The sequence below is a fragment of the Iodobacter sp. BJB302 genome (assembly GCF_002735645.1).
Taxonomy (GTDB): Bacteria; Pseudomonadota; Gammaproteobacteria; order Burkholderiales; family Chitinibacteraceae; genus Iodobacter.
This window is the reverse complement of the sequence record NZ_PDZG01000021.1, coordinates 1-20,246: the sequence shown is the minus strand read 5'-3', so window position 1 is coordinate 20,246 and position 20,246 is coordinate 1. Positions and strand designations below refer to the sequence as shown.

The window sequence follows — 20,246 nt, the reverse complement described above, 5'->3', positions numbered from 1 at the left end:
CTGGCGGCTTGCACCAGCTGTGCTGGTGTTTATTTTATTCATGCAGGCACGGATTTAAATAAAAAAAGGCCACCCCTGCGGATGGCCTTTGCTTTATGCATTTAAAAGCTTATTCGTAATCAGACATCGGTAAGCAAGCGCAGAATAAATTGCGATCGCCGTAGACATTGTCTGCACGGCCCACTGGTGGCCAGTATTTATTACGCTTCAGGCTCTCCAGCGGGAATGCTGCAGTCGCACGGCTATAGCCGTGTTCCCACGTTTCAGCGGTTAATACTTCTACCGTGTGCGGTGCGTTCACCAGCGGATTATCTGCCAGTGTCCACTCACCACTCACCACGCGGTCGATCTCGCTGCGGATGGCAATCATGGCGTCGATAAAGCGATCAAGCTCTGCTTTGGATTCGCTTTCGGTAGGCTCTACCATCAGTGTGCCCGGTACCGGGAAGCTCATGGTTGGTGCGTGGAAACCGTAATCCATCAGGCGTTTAGCTACATCTTCATTGCTGATGCCGCTGGTGTCTTTCAGTGGGCGCAGGTCAAGAATACATTCGTGCGCAACCAAGCCATCATGACCGCTGTAAAGCACAGGGTAGAAAGGCGCCAGGCGTTTGGCGATGTAGTTGGCGTTAAGAATCGCCACTTCCGTTGCGCTTTTCAGGCCTTCCGCGCCCATCATGGCGATATACATCCATGAGATAGGCAAGATCGCTGCCGAGCCATAAGGCGCTGCACTGACCGCGCCAATACCCTGCTCGCCACGTACATAGCCGCTGCTTTCTTGATTAGGCAAAAACGGTACTAAGTGTGCAGCTACTGCCACCGGGCCAACACCCGGGCCGCCGCCGCCGTGAGGAATGCAGAATGTTTTGTGCAGATTTAAGTGGCTGACATCGCCGCCAAACTGGCCGGGTGCGCACAGGCCCACCATGGCATTCATATTTGCGCCGTCGATATATACCTGGCCGCCGTGGCTGTGCACGATTTCGCAGACTTCCTTAACCGATTCTTCAAACACGCCGTGCGTGCTTGGGTAAGTGATCATAATCGCGGCAATATTCTGGCTGTGTTTATCCGCCTTGGCGCGTAAATCGGCCAGATCGATATTACCGGCTTCGTCGCATGCCACTACCACCACGGTGAGGCCTGCCATTTGCGCAGAGGCTGGATTGGTGCCGTGTGCGGATGCCGGGATCAGCACGATATTGCGGGCATTATCGTTACGCGATGCGTGGTAAGCCTTGATAATCAAGAGACCCGCGTATTCACCCTGGCTGCCTGCATTAGGCTGCAGGCTCACGCCCGCATAACCCGTTGCCGCGCACAGCATGGCTTCCAACTGAGCGATCATTTCGCGGTAGCCCGCAGTTTGAGCATTTGGCGCAAACGGGTGGACATTGGCAAATTCCGGCCAGGTGACCGGCATCATTTCGCTGGCGGCGTTGAGCTTCATGGTGCAAGAGCCGAGCGGAATCATGGTGCGATCTAGCGCTAGGTCTTTATCTGCCAAGCTACGCAGATAGCGCATCATCTCTGTTTCAGAGTGATAGCGGTTAAATGTTGGGTGCGTCAGAAAATCTGTCTGGCGCAGCAGCTCGCCAGGTAATGCGCCTGCGATTTCTGCATCGATGGCGTCTACCGCTGGCAATGTTTTGCCAGCAGCAAAGATGCTCCATAAGGTCGCAACATCTTTGCGGGTGCTGGTTTCATCCAGAGAAACGCCAAGCGTTGCAGCATCGATTTGGCGTAAGTTAATGCCCTGAGCATGGGCAAGAGTATGAATCGCCGCGGCGTCTTTTACTGAAATGGTAAGGGTATCAAACCAGTTTTCGTTCAGGACTTTTACGTCAAGCTGCTTCAGGCCCGCAGCCAGAATGCTGGTCAAACGGTGCACGCGGTGCGCGATGCGTTTTAAGCCGCTTGGGCCGTGGTAAACGGCATACATGCTGGCCATCACAGCGAGCAATACTTGCGCGGTACAGATATTGGAAGTCGCTTTTTCGCGGCGGATATGCTGCTCGCGGGTTTGCAGGGCCAGGCGGTAAGCGCTCTTGCCTTGCGCATCGATGGTAATCCCAACCAGACGGCCTGGCATCGAGCGCTTGAATTCATCGCGTGTGGCTAAGAAGCCAGCGTGCGGGCCACCAAAGCCAAGCGGCACACCAAAGCGCTGGCTATTACCCACCACTACATCAGCACCCCAAGTGCCCGGCGCTTCTAATAAAGTAAGTGCCAGCAAATCAGCGGCGACCACTACTAAAGTGCCCTTGGTGTGTAAATCAGCAACAAGTGCGCGGTAATCCGGCACATCGCCGTTGACCCCCGGGTATTGCAGCAGTACACCAAAACCATCGCCTGCTTCGCCAAGACCGGTGCGTACTTCAACGCCCAGCGGTGCCGCGCGGGTAGCAATCACTTCGCGGGTTTGTGGCAGCACATCGGCGGCCACATAGAAAATGGTCGATTTGCTTTTGCTCATACGCAGTAAGAGCGTCATCGCTTCGGCAGCTGCCGTGCCTTCATCCAGCATGGATGCATTGGCAATCGCCATGCCAGTCATATCGGTAATCATTTGCTGGAAGTTAATAATGGCTTCCAGACGGCCCTGGCTGATTTCTGGCTGGTATGGAGTGTAAGCCGTGTACCAGGCCGGATTTTCCAGGATATTGCGTAAAATGACGCTTGGGGTATGGGTGCCGTAATAGCCCTGACCAATCATGCTCTTTTTGAGCACATTCTTGCCTGCAATGGCTTTCAGCGTGGCTAAAGCCTCTGCTTCGCTTTTGGCCTGAGTGAATTCACCCAGCGGCAAAGCATCCTGACGGGCAATCGCCGCAGGAACGATATTTTTAATCAAATCAGCGCGGCTAGTGTAGCCAAGCAGGGCCAGCATGGCGGCTTCTTCCGCAGCATTAGGGCCGATATGGCGGGCCACAAAAGCGGCGTGATCTTCAAGATGGCTAAGAGATGCAGTGGTCATGGCGGCAACCGTAAAAGGGGACGAGGCAAAAGGTCAAAACTCATCAAACCCAAACCTTGAACCACGGAGTTTAGGAGAACACGGAGGGTCACGGAGAAAAATAAACTCTCGGAGGTTTTCTCCGTGAAACTCCGTGTTCTCAGTGGTCTCCGTGGTTCAAGATTTGGGTTTTAGAATTTATTAAGCAGAAGAATTAGCCGATGGCTTTTTCGTAATCGGCGGCGCTCAGCATGGCATCGAGGTCGGCGGCGTTGTCTGGGGTGATTTTGAATAACCATGCGCCGTAAGCGTCGGTGTTGACTTGCTCTGGAGCATTGGTCAAGTCGTCGTTGCTTTCCAGAATCACACCCGCCAGTGGCGCGTAGATATCGCTGGCAGCTTTTACCGACTCAACCACACCACAAGCGTCGTTTTTAGCGTAGCGAGTGCCGGCTGCTGGCAATTCCAAAAACACGATATCGCCCAGCGCTTCTTGCGCATGGTTGGTAATGCCGATGGTGATGCTGCCATCTGCTTCAAGACGAAGCCATTCGTGCGTGTCAGTGAATTTTAAATTTGCAGGGATAGACATAAAAGTGCTCCGGTATAGGGTGTGTTGTTATGTGTGCTAAACCTTACACCACAGAGAGCACAGAGCACACAGAGTTTCACAGAGGAAAACGTATAAAAAAGCATTTTTCAGTAAGGCTGACCTCACTAACGATTGAATGGCTTAATTAGATTTTCTCTGTGGCCCTCTGTGTACTCCGTGTCCTCTGTGGCTCAAGACTTTGCAATATTAAGCGTTAATTTGTGATTTGCCGTTGCGTACAAAAGGCATTTTTACGACGCGGGCGGCGAGTTTTTTGTCGCGGATGGCCACGTGTACGGTGTCGCCAATGGCCACGCCCAGTGGTAAACGCGCCATAGCGATGGATTGTTGCAGGCTTGGCGAGAACGTGCCGCTGGTGATTTCACCATCACCGTGTTCGGTATGCACCACCTGATGGCCGCGCAGTACGCCGCCTTTATCCAGCAGTAATAGGCCAAGGAATTGTTGAGTCTGGCCTTGGGCGATGAGGGCTTCTTTGCCGACGAAATCGCGCTCGGAAACCAAATCAATCGTCCAGGCTAAACCTGCGTTCAGTGGGTTGATGGTTTCGTCCATATCCTGGCCGTATAAATTCATACCGGCTTCTAAGCGAAGCGTGTCGCGAGCACCCAAACCACAAGGACGAACGCCTGCGGCGATCAGTTGATTCCAGAAGTTTTCAATTTGCGTAGCAGGCAGCACTACTTCAAAGCCATCTTCGCCGGTGTAACCCGTGCGGGCAATCATCACCTCACCAATTTGAGCGGCATTAAAAGGCTTGAGCTCTTCGCTGGCGGCCTGGGTTTCTGGCAGAACTTGCCAAACTTTAGCGCGGGCATTGGGGCCTTGTACGGCCAGAATGGCTAAATCATTGCGGGAAGTAATGGTAAGGCCGGTATTCCAATCGCTATTGAGCTGTTGCAGCCATGCGATGTCTTTATCTGCTGTGCCTGCGTTAACCACAAGGCGGAAGTAATCTTCGGTGAAGAAATAAACGATTAAATCGTCGATCACCGTAGCTTGTGGGTTAAGCAGGCAGGAGTAGAGCGCCTTGCCGGAAACTTTAAGCTTGGCCACATTATTGGCAATGGCGCGGGTCAGGAAGGCGCGAACTTGCCCGCCTTTGATATCCACCACACGCATATGGCTAACATCAAACATGCCCGCATCGGTCCGAACGGCGTGGTGTTCTTCGATTTGCGAGCCATAGTTTACAGGCATGTCCCAGCCGCCAAAATCGACCATACGGGCGTTGGCAATACGATGGGCAGCATTGAGTGGGGTAGTGTGGAGTTGGGCGGACATGGCGCTCCCGGGCATAGCGCTGCAAGCCAAGTCTGGCTGGTTTGTGCAGCGGCCCCTCTGTCCTTGGTACCTGAGAGATTCCAAAACGGCTCATGACGATCCGTTTTGTTAGCCCCTTCGGTGGGCGATTTCACGCCGCTCTCCAGAGTGTTGATGCCAAAGAGTCCTTTTGCCTGAGCGTTCGCGGGCGTTGCGCCTTCGGCGGCACCAAGGGTTTTCCCTAGGTGCTCTCTCCTCTTTAGTGGTCGGAATTTAACCACTTAGACGGTGCTTGTCAATTTTTACATTAGGCGTTTCTGCCTTTTTTTATGCTTGGTTCTGCTGGCTTGTTTTGAATTTAAGTTTAAAGCTAGATATGTTTGAATGACTGTTTACATCGATCTCGCCATGATGCAGTTGCATAATCGAAGAAATAATGGCGAGGCCCAAGCCTGAGCCGCCATCGTTACGACTACGGGCGGGGTCTACTCGGTAGAAACGCTCAAATAGATGCGCCAAGTGATCTGCTGCAATAACTTCGCCTTGGTTGCTGACGGAGATGGAGATGCTGTGTGCATCTTGCTCTATGTCTACCATAATCTTACTGGCAAGATCGGCATGCCGAATGGCATTAGAGAGTAAATTGGTCAGGGCGCGTTGCAGCATGGATTTGTCAGCTAATATTTGACCGCTACCACTTATAAGCAATTGGATGTTTTTGCTTTCAGCCAGTGCATCAAAAAAATCAAATAGCATTTCAATCAGCGGCTTTAAATCAATTTCTTCCAAATTTAAAGCCTGTTCGGCTTGCTCTGCATTGGCTAAAAATAAGAGATCATTAATTAAACGATTTAGCCGTAGTAGCTCTTCTTCGGCCGAGGCCAATACGCGCTGATAATCTGCCACCTCACGGGTTTTACTTAGATTGACCTGAATATCGCCCAATACATTACTTAAGGGTGTGCGCATTTCATGCGCTAGATCGGCAGAGAATTGGGATAGCCGTTCAACGCTATTCTCTAAGCGCTGCAACATGCCGTTAAAGCTGATTGCTAGTTCTTGTAATTCAGTGGGTACCGCTTCAATACCTAATCGGGCATGTAATGATGCTGCGGTCACAGAGCTCACCAAAGCATTAAAGGTTTGCAAGGGCTGCAAAGCGCGCTTAGCAACCAGCCATGAGCCTAGCGCAATAAATAACACGGCAAATGGTAGCGCTAAAGCCTGAGATTGGCGAAATAGGAGCAGCAGTTTTTGATCACTTTCCCTTTCTAAAAAGACCAGCAACCATTGCGCTTGTATAGGGTGTGCTTGAATGCCTAGTAAGACAGGATCACCTAGGTTGTTTTTTCTAGTGAATACACCGGCGACCCATTTAGATTGGAAATGAGCCTGGGCAAGGGCTTGCTCTCTGGCAAAAGGATCCGAGCTTTTTAAAACGGTTGAGTCTGAAACAAGGGCCCAGTGTAAATAAGGATGGCCGACTAGTTGTGCAGATAACTTGGATTCATCGGCGCTTGTATTGGCATTAAGCACTTGCTGTAAAGCTTCCATCTTACCGATTAATTCAGTTTTAGCCCGTTGATCTAAAGCCAAACGTAATAAGTGATCTGTGCCCATCGCAATCAAAAAAACCAAGACCGCACAAAAGACCCCCACCATGCCGCCCACCCGCCAAGCTAAAGATTTTGGCACTTTCATGTTTGATATCTCGCATGATTACTGAGCGCGGCGATCATTCTTCATCCCTTGCTTCAAAAACATAGCCCACACCACGCACGGTATGAATGAGCTTAGGGCTAAAGCCATCATCTACTTTGCCTCTTAGACGGCGAATCGCTACATCCACAATATTAGTGTCAGTATCAAAATTAACATCCCATACATTAGAGGCAATCAGAGTGCGTGTCAGCACTTCGCCATGGCGGCGCATCAGCAAATGCAGCAGGGCAAATTCACGGGCGGTGAGATCAATCTGTTGTTGATGACGGTAGGCCTTATGTTTAACAGGATCTAACTCTAGCCCTGCCAGTTGCAAAGTCTCGACGGGGCTCACTTTATTATTTCTTTTAAGCAGTACCTTAATGCGGGCCAGCAGCTCAGGAAAGGCAAAGGGCTTAGGCAAATAATCATCTGCGCCCGATTCTAGCCCACGCACCCGATCATCAATCCGGCTACGCGCAGTGAGCATCAGCACCGGTGTTTGTTTGCTGCGTCGCAGGCCATCAAGCACCCCCCAACCATCGAGCAGGGGCAACATCACATCCAAGATGATTAAATCAAACTCTTCTTCTAGTGCTTTATGTAAGCCATCGATGCCATTGCTGGCAATATCAATGACATAGCCGCTCTCACTTAAGCCTTGCTTTAAATAAGCCGCTGTTTTGCTCTCATCTTCAATAATTAAGATGCGCATTTCTATTCCCCTTTGTTGCTTAAATTCTATCCTGAATCTTCTCTTGCTTTGGTTTATGACAAATTTGTAATGTTTGGGTCATCTTTGCAATGGGTATGGCGTGCCTATACTGCTGGCTTAGTCCGCTTAAGCAATCATTGGGTAGAGGTCGCCATGAAACCATCTATATCCCTGTTTTTTATCAGTTTTCTTTTGACGACTGCTGCTGCCCAATCAGATGAAAGCAGCGCCCCAGCGCCTATGACACGTTTGGAATACCACTCAGTGCTGGTTCAATATCAGCCATATCGCGAGCAGGTGCTTATTCCTTGGCGTGAATCAAATGATACGGTCGCCAAAATAGGGGGCTGGCGCGTGTATGCCAAAGAGGCAAGGCAAGCTTCTGAGCCTCAGGCTCAACCCGATGCACGTCATGGAGCCGCTCATGAGTGAACTATTTCGGGGGTCGAGAATGAGGCTTATCGTCCTTAGTCTGTCTGTTCTGGGATTAACAGCGTGTGCCAGTGTCGATTTTGATCGCTCGCTCGCACAAAGTAATCAAACGGCCGTCTCTTTTACCCAAGGCAAGCTGGCGCTGGCGACGACGACAGCACAGCGCACTGAAATGGACAAAGCGGCAACTGATTTACTGCAAAAGCCATTAGACCAAAATAGTGCGGTTCATTTGGCCTTGCTCAATAGCCCCAACGTACAAGCGATGTTGGCGCAAAACTGGGCCGATGCTGCAAGTGCCGCGCAATCTGGGCGTATCACTAATCCGCTATTCACTTTTGAGCGAGTCACCCTAGGGAGTGAGCTTGAATTGGGCCGTTTATTGTCTTTTGGCCTGCTGGATTTGCTCACCTTGCCACAGCGCTACGATATAGCACAGCGTCGTATCGGACAGGCTCAGCTGCAACTGAGCTTAGATACGATTGAGCAAGTGACTCAGATACGTCAAGTGTGGGTAAAGGCGGTTGCAGCGCAGCAGAGCTTGGCATATGCCAAGCAAGTTTTTGATACAGCAGAAGCCAGTGCCGAACTCGCTCGGCGATTACTAGCCGTGGGCAATTACAGCCGTTTAGCCCATGCAAAACAGCAGGTTTTTTATGCTGAATCTGCTACGCAATGGGCTGCTGCACAACATTCAGCCCTTGCTAGCCGTGAAGAGTTAGTTCGAGTGCTGGGCTTAAATGATGCCCAAGCGGCCCAACTCCAATTGCCCAATAAATTACCTGATCTCCCTAAGAGCCCCCGTAGTGCAGAAGAAATTAGTCAGCTGGCCAGCAAAGAACGGCTAGACATTAAATTAGCTAAGGCCACATTTGATGCTTCAGCAAAGGCGCAGGGGCTGAATGGGCTGACCAGTTTAATTGATATCGAGCTAGGCATTCGCCATGACACCGTCAATGCAGAAGGAATCAAAAAGAATCGCAAGGGATATGAAATTGCGCTGCGTTTACCGCTATTTGACTGGGGCGGTGGCCAACGCGATGCCATGAATGCCCAAACATTAGTGGCGGCCAATCGCTTGGAAGCCACTGTGCGGGCAGCGGGTTCAAATTTACGCAGCAGTTATTCCGCCTATCGAACGGCCTACGATATGAGCCGTCACTACCGAGATGAAGTGCTGCCTTTACGAAAAGTCATCGCAGAAGAAAATACCCTGCGTTACAACGGCATGCTCCTTAGTGTCTTTGAGCTATTAGCAGATTCTCGTGAGCAAATTAGCAGTGTTATTTCAGCCATCGCGGCAGAGCAGCAGTTCTGGCTTAGTGACGCGGCCTTGCAAGCCGAACTGATGGGCAAACCCAGTGCATCAATGATCAGCTCAGTGACAGCGGGAAGTGCCAGTGCAGATGCAGGGCATTAAGCTCATTCATTAAAAAGGCAGCAGTGATGAATTCAAGACGAGATTTTTTAAGAACGGCCGGTATGGCCGGTGCAGTGATTGCCGCCAGTGTGAGTAAAGTGGCGATGGCGGCCTTGCCGGAGCCGGTGAGCCAAACTTTGCCGGACACCATGCCGCCCTTAGTTCCAGAAAATGGCCGCCCTTACAACCCCGTGGTGACTTTAAATGGCTGGACCCTGCCTTGGCGTATGAATCAGGGCGTTAAAGAGTTTCACCTTGTGGCCGAGCCGGTCGTTAGGGAAATGGCTCCCGGTTTTAAGGCGCATTTATGGGGCTATAACGGCCAATCGCCGGGCCCAACCATCGAAGTGGTCGAGGGTGATCGGGTGCGTATTTTTGTAAGCAATAAACTCCCTGAGCACACCAGCGTGCATTGGCATGGCCAGCGTCTGCCTAATGGCATGGACGGCGTTTCAGGGCTCACGCAAAAAGCGATTGGTCCTGGCAAAACCTTTGTTTATGAATTTGTGGCGCGGCGGCCCGGTACGTTTATGTATCACCCCCATGCCGATGAAATGACGCAAATGGCGATGGGCATGATGGGCTTTTGGATTACCCACCCTAAAACCAAGCATCCACTCATTGCAGAAGTCGATCGGGACTTCGTATTTTTACTCAATGCCTACGATATCGACCCGGGCAGCTACACGCCCAAAATCATGACCATGACCGATTTTAATTTGTGGTCTTGGAATAGCCGCATTTTCCCCGGTATTGATTCTTTAAATGTGCGCTTAAACGATAAGGTGCGGATCCGTATCGGCAACTTAACCATGACCAATCACCCTATCCATTTGCATGGGCACGAGTTTATGGTGACCGGCACCGATGGTGGCCCCACGCCTAAAAGCACGCGCTGGCCGGAAGTCACCACCGATGTGGCCGTAGGGCAAATGCGCCAGATAGAGTTTTTAGCCGATGAAGAAGGCGATTGGGCCTTTCATTGCCATAAGAGCCACCACACCATGAATGCCATGGGCCACGATTTGCCAACCATGATTGGCGTAGAGCATCGTGGACTCGTCAAAAAAATCACCGAGCTGATTCCCGACTATATGGTGATGGGCGAGCGCGGTATGGCCGATATGGCCGAAATGGAAATGCCAATTCCTGATAACACCGTGCCGATGATGACTGGCGAAGGCCCTTTTGGCTCGGTCGAAATGGGCGGCATGTTTAGCATGCTGAAAGTCAGGCGCGATCAAAAAGCGGGGGATTACAAAAATCCTGGCTGGTACAAGCATCCTGCAGGTACGGTGGCTTATGAATACCAAGGCCCGCTTGCCGAGCCCGCCCGCTTTAAAGCCGAGGGGGATGCCAGTATGCCTCGTAAACAGAAAACCGCAGTAGAGGTGCAAGTCCGTAAACCGAAAGGCCAATCCGGCCATTAATGATAAATAGACCCTGGAGATCCCATGAAAACCATTCCTTTACTTGCCATCACGACCCTGTTTCTTTCTTCTTTGACCTTGGCCAGTGGCGATCATGCAGGTGGTCACGGTGACAATATTGGCAAGCCCGGTGTTGCCAGTAAAGTCACACGCACGGTCACCGTTGAAATGGCCGATACCATGCGTTTTAGCCCGGAAAATATTGAAGTTAAACAGGGGGAAACAGTTCGTTTTGCCGTAAAAAACACGGGAAAAGTGAAGCATGAATTTATTCTTAATTCTGAGAAAGAAATCAAAGAGCATCTCTTAGAGATGAAAAAGCATCCAGAAATGGAGCATGACGAACCGAATATGCTGTCTTTAGCAGCGGGTAAAAGTGGTGAAGTGATTTGGCAATTTACTCAGCTTGGCAAAATCAACTTTTCTTGCCTGAGTCCTGGCCATTATGAGGCAGGCATGAAAGGCTTTGTTACCGTAAAAACGGTCGCTAAATAAACAATTCAATATTTGGAGTTCAGATCATGAAAAACACACGATTAATCGCCGTGCTGGCAATGGCTTTTGCTTTAAATACTTCTTTTGCTAATAGCGATGAGCTGAGTGATGGCGAAATCAAGAAAATCGACAAATCTTCCGGAAAAATAACGCTAAAACACGGTGAACTTAAAAATCTGGATATGCCTGGCATGACCATGGTTTTTACTGCTAAAAACCTGAATCAGCTGGAGCCTTTACAAGCGGGCGATAAGGTGAAATTTAAAGCGGTGAGTGAGAATGGCAAGCTGCTTGTTACAGAGATTCAAATTGCAAACTAGTTTGCTTTTGCAGCATAAATAAGTGCTTAAGCAAAAGTTTTCTTGCATCGTTGTCTCGCCTTGTCGTACTACTTGTACTGCTTGCGCCTTCGACGCCTTGCCATAAAACTTTTGGGTGTTTACTTATGAGCATTTTTTTTTGAAAAAGTAGAAGCTCAGATCTCGGCTGAACTTCTACTTAAATTACCAAGCTATTGGGTGAGGTTACGTATGGCCCGGCGCGCTATTGAGCAGATGCGTATCTTGATTTTGCACCAGGCTTAAATAACGCTCGTATTGCTTGAGCACATCGGCAATCAGCTCTTGCTGAATCATATATTGCACATCGTAGCCTTGGCGGCCATCTTCAAAGAAGGTGATGGGCACATAGTGATGCGGCCTGCTCGACATGGGGAGCGAAGCGTCACGCAGCGCAAAAGTAGCCACCGGCTGCTTTAATGGCCGCACGCCGTAAACAAAGTCACGCAGATTAGCTTGTGGCACCACCAAAGAAACCGCGCCACCTTCCCCGTGTAATACCGAGGCACTCAGGCCTTGCTTTTGTAGCTCGGTGGCGACTTCATTCAGTGCAGGTTCAACACTTTTGGTGATGAATTTTTCGACATCACTCAAGCGCGGCTCATGCAGAATTTGCGCAAGACGAGTCCGCCAGTGCTGGCCTGTCCAGAAGGTAGTGCTGGGGGAAAACTTCTGTGAAAAGTGCTGTCTGTCTGCCGCCAGGCCTTTGCACAGGCTGAAGCAAAGCAGCAGCATAATCACAGTGAAGGGCAGTGCAGCAATTAAGGTGACGGCCTGCAGCGCTTTTAAACCACCGGCAGTCAGCAAAATAGCGGCCGTAGCGCCAAGTAAGCCTGCCCAAAACAGGCTTTGCCAGGCGGGCGATTTTTCTGCACCACGGGTGGCAATGGTGTTGAGCACAAAAGCACCCGAATCCGCCGAGGTGACAAAAAACACGGCAATCAGCAGGATGGTGATCGATGAAGTGACTTTCACCAAGGGCAGGTATTCAAAGAATTTAAACAGCAGCGCATCCACATTGCCTGCCGTTTGCGACAGCGCACCTGCGGCGGTATGCATATCCAGCCAGATGGCGGTATTGCCAAAAATCGTCATCCATACTAGGTTAAACAGGGCAGGAATCAGCATCACGCCGATGATAAATTCACGTAAGGTGCGGCCACGGGAGATACGCGCAATAAACATCCCAACGAATGGCGACCATGAAATCCACCACGCCCAGTAGAGCAGTGTCCAGCCACTGAACCAGCCTTCTTTTTGCGTAGGCTCATAGGTGTAAGAGCGGAAAGTCAGCTCAACCAGGCTGGAAAAATAATGGCCGATATTGTCGCCAAATGCGCCAAGCAAAAACAAGGTTGGCCCGGCAAATAAAACAAACAGCATCAGGATAATGGCGAGGCTTAAATTAAGCTCGCTCAGGCGGCGCACGCCTTTATCCAGACCCGATGCGGCAGACCAGCCCGCAAGACCAATCACCACGGCAATCAGGCCATACTGAAAGTGCAGGTTTGAGGTTTCCCAGCCGGTGAGTGAATGCAGACCAGCGCTGATTTGCAAAATGCCGTAGCCCAGCGTGGTGGCAATCCCGAAAATAGTGCCACAGAGGGCAAATACATCGACAGCATGGCCGATTGGGCCATTAATTTTGTCGCGCAAAATGGGATAAAGGCCGGAGCGGATAGTCAGCGGCAGATTGTAGCGAAAGCCAAAATAGGCCAGCACGAGGCCAACCAGGCAGTAAATCGCCCATGCATGAAAGCCCCAGTGGAAAAAGGTCACGGTCATGGCTTCACGGGCGGCAGCCATGGTGCTGCCTTGGGCCAGTGGCGGCGATAAATAATGCTGCATCGGCTCGCCCACACCGAAATACATCAGACCAATACCCATGCCCGCGGCAAACAGCATGGCCACCCAAGAGGTAAAGTTGTATTCGGGTTTGGCGTCGTCCGGGCCAAGGCGGGTATTGCCGTAAGGGCTGCAGGCTATGGCGACTAAGGTGATGACAAAAATAGCCACAGAAAGAATATAAAACCAGCTGAATTTCTGTGTAACCCAGGCTTGGCCTTGCGAGAAGATTTGTTCAGCAGCCTGAGGATTAAGCGTGCAAATGGCGAGCAATATGCCAATTAAAATCATGCTGGGTAAAAACACCGGCATGCTTAAGGTGTGATGAAGGCGAAGGCGGGTACTTGTATTCATGCATCTCCTTGTAGTGGCCAAAAAAACGAGGCCGTTTGGGGATAAAAAGCGGATTTCAGTGCTATGCGCATGTATTTATAAGACTATTTGCATAGAAACGGGACGGGCACTCTAACAATGATTGCTGGGTTTGTAATGATAAATAGTACAAATTAGTGACTAAATCACACATTGTGACTATGCGTTTTTCCGCTGTTTTCCTGGTGTTCTGCATGCTTTTTTTGGGATAAATGATCTGCCCACTGCCATGCGCTTTGCAGATCAGGCAATAAAAATTCTGCCCCTAAATGCTGATAAAACCCGGATCTGTGGATCAGTGAATGAGGCTGAATGCCCGCGCCGCAAATAATCAGGCAAGCGCCCTGGTGGTGTAATTGCTGCTGCAGTGTTTCTAAGGCCTCCAGCCCTGTGGTATCCATATTTAAGAGTGATGACAAATCTAAAATCAGCAGATCGGGCTGGATTTTATGCGGGTCGAGTAAGCTTTCAATTTTGGCAATCGATCCAAAAAATAAGGAGCCATGAATACTCCATGCTTCAATTTGATCCGCTTTGCCACGCAGATGTTCAGGAAGTTCCACTTTCTTTAAGTGAGTCAGGCTGGATACCCGGGTAATAAAGAAAACGCAGGCCAGCAGTAAGCCCACTTCCATTGCCACAGTTAAATCCACTACCACGGTGAGAATAAAAGTAGAAAGTAAAATGGTGCGGTAATTGCCGGTGAAATGTTGCAAGCGCCGGAACTCGGCCCATTCCCCCATATTCCAGGCCACATAAAGTAAAACGGCGGCGAGCGTGGAAAGTGGGATCAGTTTGGCAAATGGCGCAGCAATAGCCATGATCAGCAAAATAGATAAGGCGTGCACCATGCCAGAAACAGGGCTGCTGGCCCCGCTGTTAATATTGGTGACGGTGCGGGCAATGGTGCCGGTGGCGCAAAACCCGCCAAACAAGGGCGAAACAAAGTTGGCAATGCCCTGAGCCATCAGCTCCTGATTGGGGTCGTGGCGGTCATTGATCAGGCCATCAGCAATGCGCGCGCAAAGTAAGGATTCAATGGCGCCTAATACAGCAATGGTCAGCGCGGGCTGAATAATGGCGGCAAGGGAGTGCCAGGTGAACTGAGGAAAGGCAGGCGGGGATAGCTGCGACGGAATATCACCAAAGCGGCTGCCTATGGTGGCCACATTCAGCTCCGGCCATTGAGAAAGTAAAGTCCCTGCTAAAAGGGCAATCATACTGCCGGGGATTTGTTTTAAACCCGGGGGCAAATGCCTGGCTATTTTGGGCCAGATAATCAGAATGGTCAGCGAAAATACGCCAATACCCAGCGTGGCCAAATGAATATGAGGCAGGGCCAGCCCAATTGCTTTGGTTTTTGAAAAAAATTCAGCAGGAAGATGATCAATATTTAAACCAAAAAAATCATTAAGCTGAGATAAGGCAATTAAGGCAGCAATTCCATTGGTAAAGCCAATCACAATTGAAACGGGAATATGGCGTACTAATGCCCCAAGGCCAAGCAGGCCAAGTAAAAACATAAATACACCTGCCAGCATGGTCGCTAAAAGCAGATTGCCTAAGCCATATTGCTGAACAATAGCGTAAACCACCACAATAAATGCCCCGGCGGGCCCGCCTATCTGGACTTTTGATCCGCCCAGAAGCGAAATCAGAAAGCCCGCAATAATGGCTGTGGTCAGCCCGGCTGCGGGTGTCAGCCCACTGGCGATTGCAAAGGCCATAGCAAGCGGAAGGGCGACAATACCCACGCTCATTCCTGCCGTGATATCGGCCATCAGCTGGCTTTTGCTGTAATTGTGGAGGATATCAAGGGAGCGGGGGCGAAAGCGGGTAAGCATGATTTAGCCAAGTAAAAGGCAGGGTTTAATTATGGCTTACTCTGTGGAATCTGTATAAGTCTCAAGTAAGTTGTTGCTGTTTTGGCCTCGGCGTGCTGATTTTAGCTGCTGGCAAAATACGCGCTGCTTAATGCGCATTGCACCTGATTTCTGCCTGCGGCTTTTGCTGCGTACATGGCTTGATCGGCACGGTTCAGCAGGCAATCCAGGCTGGGATCACTGTCTTCCAGCATGGCCACACCAATGCTGATGGTGATACGGATATTTTTGTTTTCAAATTCAATTTGCGCTTGCTCTTCTACGGCTAGCCTTAATTTATTGCCTGCCAGCATGGCTTCTGCCTGTGTGGTGCCAGGCAAGAGCAGTACAAATTCTTCGCCTCCCCAGCGGGCAAAGCTGTCAGTGGCGCGTAATTCTGTGGTGCATATCCGACATAATTCTTTCAGGGTTAAATCCCCCGCTAAATGGCCGTGTTGGTCATTTACATTTTTAAAGTGATCAATATCAATTAATAAAATAGACAGGGGCTGCTGGTAGCGGCGGGCATAGGTTATGGCTTCATCGCAGCGGCGCTGCCATTCTCTCCGGTTGGCTACACCCGTCAGCTCATCCGTGGTGACTAATTCTTCGAGGCGTAAATTGGCTGCGGCAAGGGCTTTCGTTCTGCTGGCCACTTCAGATTCAAGTTGCATCTGGCTTTGGCTGAGCAGCTCTTGTAAAAGAGCCAGATAGTGCAGTGTCAGCCCGAGGGGAAAAAGAAAAAGCTGTAAATTAATGAAAGTAATCATTAAGTTGGAATGGAGAAACGGCCCTGTCTGATAGACCGTTCCAATTGCCGACAGGGTAAATACAATAAATAAAGCGATTGATGTACCCGCCAGCTTGAAATGAATGGCAATTAATAATAAAACCGGCAAAACCAGCATCATTAAATAACTGTGCACCATAAATCCAAGGCCAACAATCAGTAAAATGGTGGCAAAGTAGGGCGAGGCAGGGCGGATTATATTTTTTAAAGCGCCTGATTTCCACGAGGCATATATAGGGGCAATGACAAAAATGCCCGCTGTATCGCCAAGAATCAGTAATAACATTTGTTGAAGATTAGAAAAAAAACCGTTGTAGGGAATTGTATTGCTGCAGCTCAGCAGTAAATGCCAAAGCGTCATGCTGATCAGTGCAGGCATAAAACAGATTTTTTGCCAGAAATAAGGAAGATCCCCGGGGGTTTGTAATGGTGGGTGATGATACTTTTCACTAAAAGCTTTCCATGCATTGGCGGCCATCACGGCTTGCCAGGTATCAATGGCGGCGGGTATAAAACCTAAAATAACAGACAGGGGCAGTGCATGATTCATGCCTGCATGGCTCAAAAAAGCATAATAGGTGGGGGTATTCAGGATGGCGCTGCCGGCTAAAACAAAAGGAATCCCCGTTTTGCCAAGCTCCAGCATAAGAACCAGCCCGCAGCCCGCAGCAAACCAAATAACGGCAAAGTTTTCTGAGGGTAGCATGGCAAATTGAATACTCAGAAAACCAATGCCCAGATAAACGATCAGCAGCAAGAAGGCCTTGGCGGCCTTAGGTGATGTCAGAAATGTAAGTGCTTGCTTCATTACATTTTTTTGGGAATTCGATCATTTAGCTTATCTTATTATTTTGATAATTGTTGAGTATTTGATTATGGAAGTACAATTTTCTGACGAGCTAATTGCATATAAAACCCGTTTGTTTTGAAAGGAAGATACTTACTGATGGTTTTGTCCGGGAATAAAAAAACGGCATTCCGAAGAATGCCGTTAAGTGCTGCAGATTTAATGAGATTGCTTAAAGCAAAGCGTGTCATTGTCGGCATCAATCGTGAGCAGATGGCCTGCGCTCACTTTGCCTTCCAATATGGCTTTGGATAGAGGGTTTTCAATTTCGGTTTGAATAGCGCGTTTTAAAGGCCTTGCCCCATAAACCGGATCAAACCCTGCTGCCGCAACGATATCCAGTGCAGCGTCTGTTACGCACAATTCGATTTCCATATGAGCTAAGCGGCTTTGTAAGCGATTCAGCTGAATGCGCGCAATATTTCTGATGGCCGCCTGATCCAGAGAATGGAAAACCACCATTTCATCAATCCGGTTTACAAATTCGGGGCGGAAATGGCCTTGTACTTCGGCCAATACCGCCATCTTGATGAGCTGATAATCCATGCCTGCCATGGCCTGGATTTGCGAGCTGCCTAAATTGCTGGTCATCACAATCACGGTGTTTCTGAAGTCCACCGTACACCCCTGGCCATCAGTAAGACGGCCGTCATCCAGTACCTGCAGCAGGATGTTAAACACATCCGGATGCGCTTTTTCGACTTCGTCCAGCAAAATCACGCTATAGGGTTTGCGGCGAACGGCCTCGGTTAAGTAGCCGCCTTCCTCATAGCCCACATAGCCCGGAGGCGCGCCCACTAAGCGGGATACGCTGTGTTTTTCCATAAATTCGCTCATATCGAGGCGAATTAAATGCTCGGGCGAATCAAATAAGAATTCTGCCAGCGCCTTGGTCAGCTCGGTTTTACCCACGCCGGTTGGGCCGAGGAATAAAAAGCTGCCGTAAGGGCGGTTAGGGTCGGAAAGCCCTGCGCGGGAACGGCGGATGGCATCAGAAACCAGCCGTACGGCTTCGGATTGCCCCACCACTTTTTGATGCAGGGCGTTTTCCATGGCCAGCAGCTTGGCGCGCTCCCCTTGCAACATGCGGCTGACCGGAATGCCGGTAGCACGGCTGACCACTTCGGCGATTTCTTCCGATCCAACCTGCGTGCGCAGTAATTTGGGCTTGCCACCCGTAGCTTCGGATGCTTCAGCGGCTTTGAGTTTGGCTTCCAGCTGCGGCAACTGGCCGTATTGCAATTCGCTGGCTTTGTCCCACTCGCCACGACGCTGGGCGGCGTCCATTGCAGTTTTAACCCGTTCAATTTCTTCCCGAATTGCCTGGCTGCCGAGCACGCTGGCTTTTTCTGCTTTCCAGATTTCTTCTAAGTCTGAATATTCTTTCTCTAAACGTGCACTTTCTTCTTCGATCAGGGCGAGGCGTTTTTTGGATGCATCGTCTTTTTCACGTTTTACCGCTTCGCGCTCGATTTTGAGCTGAATAATCCGTCGGTCCAGCTTGTCCATCACTTCAGGTTTGGAATCGATTTCCATTTTGATGCGGGCGGCGGCTTCGTCGATCAAGTCGATGGCTTTATCGGGTAAAAAGCGGTCGGTGATATAGCGATGGCTCAGTTCGGCGGCGGCCACAATGGCTGGATCGGTGATTTCTACACCGTGATGGATTTCGTATTTTTCCTGTAAGCCGCGCAAAATGGCGATGGTGGCTTCAACGCTCGGCTCTCCCACTAATACTTTCTGGAAGCGGCGCTCCAGTGCGGGGTCTTTTTCTACATACTTACGGTATTCATCCAGCGTGGTTGCGCCGATGCAATGCAGCTCTCCCCGCGCCAGCGCCGGTTTGAGCATATTGCCCGCGTCCATTGATCCTTCGGTTTTGCCCGCGCCCACCAGGGTATGCAGCTCGTCGATAAAGATAATGGTGTTGCCTTCGTCTTTCGCCAACTCGTTCAGCACGGCTTTTAGGCGTTCTTCAAATTCGCCACGGTATTTGGTGCCAGCCAGCAAAGACGCCAAATCCAGCACCAAAACGCGCTTGGATTTGAGCGATTCAGGCACTTCGCCATTGACGATGCGCTGGGCCAGGCCTTCAACAATTGCGGTTTTACCCACGCCAGGCTCACCGATTAAAACAGGATTATTTTTGGTGCGGCGCTGCAATACTTGCATGGCGCGGCGGATTTCATCGTCGCGGCCAATCACTGGGTCTAGCTTGCCCGCTTTGGCGCGTTCAGTCAGATCCATGCAATATTTATCCAGCGCTTCACGGTTTTGATCCGCTTCCGAGCTGTCTACGCTTTGCCCGCCGCGCACGGCATCAATGGCTGCGGCAACCGCTTCTTTTTTAGCGCCGTTTTCTTTGAGTAAACGGCCTGTCTCGCCTTTATCTGCGGTTAAAGCCAATAAAAACAGATCGCTGGAAATAAACTGATCGTTGCGTTTAAGTGCGGCTTTATCGGTCAGATTTAGTAAATTGCTCAGTTCTTTAGAAACAGTGATTTCACCATCGCCACCGCTTACTTTTGGCAGGCGGTCAATGGCGGCAGCAAGTGCGGTTTTGAGCGGATTAACATTTACTCCAGCTCTTGCCAATAAGGCAGACGTGCCGGAATCCACGTCGGCCAGCAGTGCAGCTAAGACATGCTGCGGCTCAATATAAGGATTGTCGTTGGCATTGGCGCTGCTTTGCGCGTCGCCTATGGCTTGTTGAAATTTTGTGGTCAGTTTATCGAAACGCATTCCGCACACCTCCAAAGTTGGTTCTTACGTTATACATGGGGGCATGGCAGGGCGAGATCAAGGGTGTGTGGGTTTTAGAAAAACCAAATCTTTAACCACTTCGAGCCAGGAGAGTACGGAGGGCCACGGAGAAAACTACAGGACTTGGCTCGTGTTCATGTTCCGTTAAGAAACGCCGCCATTCCTCTTCCGATACAAGCACTTGGGAGTGACGAGGCTGGATTCCCGGTAAAAATAATCGGGAATGATCCGGGTCTATTGACGTTTTATTCTCAGCCGTGAATAAAACGTCAATAGACCCCAATGCTGTTCACTTTATGATTTTTATTCCCCAGTTATGCCGTTGATTAAGAATTTCCGTGCCTTTTCTACTTGCAAAATGCTTAGTTCGTCGTTTCACAACCCGCGGATTACTGCGTCCT

The 20,246-nt window shown here is 50.1% G+C and carries 14 protein-coding genes and 1 riboswitch; of the genes, 5 read left to right on the top strand and 9 right to left on the bottom strand.

Features of this window, described 5'->3' with window-relative positions; all coding sequences use genetic code 11:
• Nucleotides 1-109: 109 nt before the first annotated feature.
• The 5 genes from gcvP to CSQ88_RS08890 form a co-directional block, all read right to left on the bottom strand.
• Entirely contained in the window at nucleotides 110-2,980 is a 2,871-nt protein-coding gene (gene gcvP, locus CSQ88_RS08910; protein WP_099397762.1) for an aminomethyl-transferring glycine dehydrogenase, read from the bottom strand.
• A gap of 193 nt (nucleotides 2,981-3,173) precedes the next feature.
• Complete coding sequence (gene gcvH / locus CSQ88_RS08905; protein ID WP_099397761.1) at nucleotides 3,174-3,551, bottom strand: glycine cleavage system protein GcvH; 378 nt, start codon at nucleotides 3,549-3,551, stop codon at nucleotides 3,174-3,176.
• 207 nt (nucleotides 3,552-3,758) lie between these two features.
• Nucleotides 3,759-4,856: a glycine cleavage system aminomethyltransferase GcvT gene (gene gcvT / locus CSQ88_RS08900; protein ID WP_099397760.1), complete on the bottom strand. Its 1,098-nt coding sequence runs from the start codon at nucleotides 4,854-4,856 to the stop codon at nucleotides 3,759-3,761.
• Nucleotides 4,857-5,007: 151 nt separating this feature from the next.
• Nucleotides 5,008-5,103, bottom strand: a riboswitch (glycine riboswitch).
• 59 nt (nucleotides 5,104-5,162) lie between these two features.
• Nucleotides 5,163-6,536, bottom strand: coding sequence for a heavy metal sensor histidine kinase (locus CSQ88_RS08895; RefSeq protein ID WP_099397759.1), 1,374 nt, complete (start codon nucleotides 6,534-6,536; stop codon nucleotides 5,163-5,165).
• A 34-nt stretch (nucleotides 6,537-6,570) separates the two neighbouring features.
• Nucleotides 6,571-7,251 carry a heavy metal response regulator transcription factor gene (locus tag CSQ88_RS08890; RefSeq protein WP_099397758.1) on the bottom strand — a complete coding sequence of 227 codons (681 nt, stop codon included), beginning with the start codon at nucleotides 7,249-7,251 and terminating at the stop codon, nucleotides 6,571-6,573.
• Between the two features lie 69 nt (nucleotides 7,252-7,320).
• Here CSQ88_RS08890 and CSQ88_RS08885 point away from each other — a divergent pair, with 69 nt between their 5' ends.
• Genes CSQ88_RS08885 through CSQ88_RS08865 form a run of 5 tightly spaced genes read left to right on the top strand, consistent with a single transcriptional unit; the run spans nucleotide 7,321 to nucleotide 11,348 of the window.
• On the top strand, nucleotides 7,321-7,683 hold the full coding sequence (locus CSQ88_RS08885) for a hypothetical protein (RefSeq protein WP_143449448.1): 363 nt from the start codon (nucleotides 7,321-7,323) through the stop codon (nucleotides 7,681-7,683).
• Entirely contained in the window at nucleotides 7,676-9,103 is a 1,428-nt protein-coding gene (locus CSQ88_RS08880; protein WP_099397756.1) for a TolC family protein, read from the top strand. The genes CSQ88_RS08885 and CSQ88_RS08880 overlap by 8 nt, the downstream gene beginning before the upstream one ends.
• A gap of 26 nt (nucleotides 9,104-9,129) precedes the next feature.
• The gene (locus CSQ88_RS08875; RefSeq protein ID WP_099397755.1) at nucleotides 9,130-10,533 is read left to right on the top strand and encodes a multicopper oxidase domain-containing protein; all 1,404 of its coding nucleotides are present in this window, start codon (nucleotides 9,130-9,132) and stop codon (nucleotides 10,531-10,533) included.
• Between the two features lie 24 nt (nucleotides 10,534-10,557).
• Nucleotides 10,558-11,028 carry a plastocyanin/azurin family copper-binding protein gene (locus tag CSQ88_RS08870; protein ID WP_099397754.1) on the top strand — a complete coding sequence of 157 codons (471 nt, stop codon included), beginning with the start codon at nucleotides 10,558-10,560 and terminating at the stop codon, nucleotides 11,026-11,028.
• 26 nt (nucleotides 11,029-11,054) lie between these two features.
• Nucleotides 11,055-11,348: a copper-binding protein gene (locus CSQ88_RS08865; protein ID WP_099397753.1), complete on the top strand. Its 294-nt coding sequence runs from the start codon at nucleotides 11,055-11,057 to the stop codon at nucleotides 11,346-11,348.
• Between the two features lie 204 nt (nucleotides 11,349-11,552).
• On the opposite strand, the gene CSQ88_RS08860 is transcribed toward CSQ88_RS08865, so the two are convergent.
• The 4 genes from CSQ88_RS08860 to clpB all read right to left on the bottom strand — a co-directional run bounded on the left by CSQ88_RS08860 (nucleotide 11,553) and on the right by clpB (nucleotide 19,824).
• Nucleotides 11,553-13,565 (bottom strand): BCCT family transporter, encoded by a 2,013-nt coding sequence (locus CSQ88_RS08860; RefSeq protein WP_099397752.1) that lies wholly within the window; start codon nucleotides 13,563-13,565, stop codon nucleotides 11,553-11,555.
• A gap of 164 nt (nucleotides 13,566-13,729) precedes the next feature.
• Nucleotides 13,730-15,427: a SulP family inorganic anion transporter gene (locus CSQ88_RS08855; protein ID WP_099397751.1), complete on the bottom strand. Its 1,698-nt coding sequence runs from the start codon at nucleotides 15,425-15,427 to the stop codon at nucleotides 13,730-13,732.
• Between the two features lie 101 nt (nucleotides 15,428-15,528).
• Nucleotides 15,529-17,043, bottom strand: coding sequence for a diguanylate cyclase (locus CSQ88_RS08850; RefSeq protein WP_099397750.1), 1,515 nt, complete (start codon nucleotides 17,041-17,043; stop codon nucleotides 15,529-15,531).
• Between the two features lie 198 nt (nucleotides 17,044-17,241).
• Nucleotides 17,242-19,824 (bottom strand): ATP-dependent chaperone ClpB, encoded by a 2,583-nt coding sequence (gene clpB, locus CSQ88_RS08845; RefSeq protein WP_099397749.1) that lies wholly within the window; start codon nucleotides 19,822-19,824, stop codon nucleotides 17,242-17,244.
• Between the last annotated feature and the right edge of the window lie 422 nt (nucleotides 19,825-20,246).

Coding starts and splice junctions, on each gene's coding strand:
- gcvP (WP_099397762.1), bottom strand. CDS start 2,980: ATGACCACTGCATCTCTTAGCCATCTTGAAGATCACGCCGCTTTTGTG.
- gcvH (WP_099397761.1), bottom strand. CDS start 3,551: ATGTCTATCCCTGCAAATTTAAAATTCACTGACACGCACGAATGGCTT.
- gcvT (WP_099397760.1), bottom strand. CDS start 4,856: ATGTCCGCCCAACTCCACACTACCCCACTCAATGCTGCCCATCGTATT.
- CSQ88_RS08895 (WP_099397759.1), bottom strand. CDS start 6,536: ATGAAAGTGCCAAAATCTTTAGCTTGGCGGGTGGGCGGCATGGTGGGG.
- CSQ88_RS08890 (WP_099397758.1), bottom strand. CDS start 7,251: ATGCGCATCTTAATTATTGAAGATGAGAGCAAAACAGCGGCTTATTTA.
- CSQ88_RS08885 (WP_143449448.1), top strand. CDS start 7,321: ATGTTTGGGTCATCTTTGCAATGGGTATGGCGTGCCTATACTGCTGGC.
- CSQ88_RS08880 (WP_099397756.1), top strand. CDS start 7,676: ATGAGTGAACTATTTCGGGGGTCGAGAATGAGGCTTATCGTCCTTAGT.
- CSQ88_RS08875 (WP_099397755.1), top strand. CDS start 9,130: ATGAATTCAAGACGAGATTTTTTAAGAACGGCCGGTATGGCCGGTGCA.
- CSQ88_RS08870 (WP_099397754.1), top strand. CDS start 10,558: ATGAAAACCATTCCTTTACTTGCCATCACGACCCTGTTTCTTTCTTCT.
- CSQ88_RS08865 (WP_099397753.1), top strand. CDS start 11,055: ATGAAAAACACACGATTAATCGCCGTGCTGGCAATGGCTTTTGCTTTA.
- CSQ88_RS08860 (WP_099397752.1), bottom strand. CDS start 13,565: ATGAATACAAGTACCCGCCTTCGCCTTCATCACACCTTAAGCATGCCG.
- CSQ88_RS08855 (WP_099397751.1), bottom strand. CDS start 15,427: ATGCTTACCCGCTTTCGCCCCCGCTCCCTTGATATCCTCCACAATTAC.
- CSQ88_RS08850 (WP_099397750.1), bottom strand. CDS start 17,043: ATGAAGCAAGCACTTACATTTCTGACATCACCTAAGGCCGCCAAGGCC.
- clpB (WP_099397749.1), bottom strand. CDS start 19,824: ATGCGTTTCGATAAACTGACCACAAAATTTCAACAAGCCATAGGCGAC.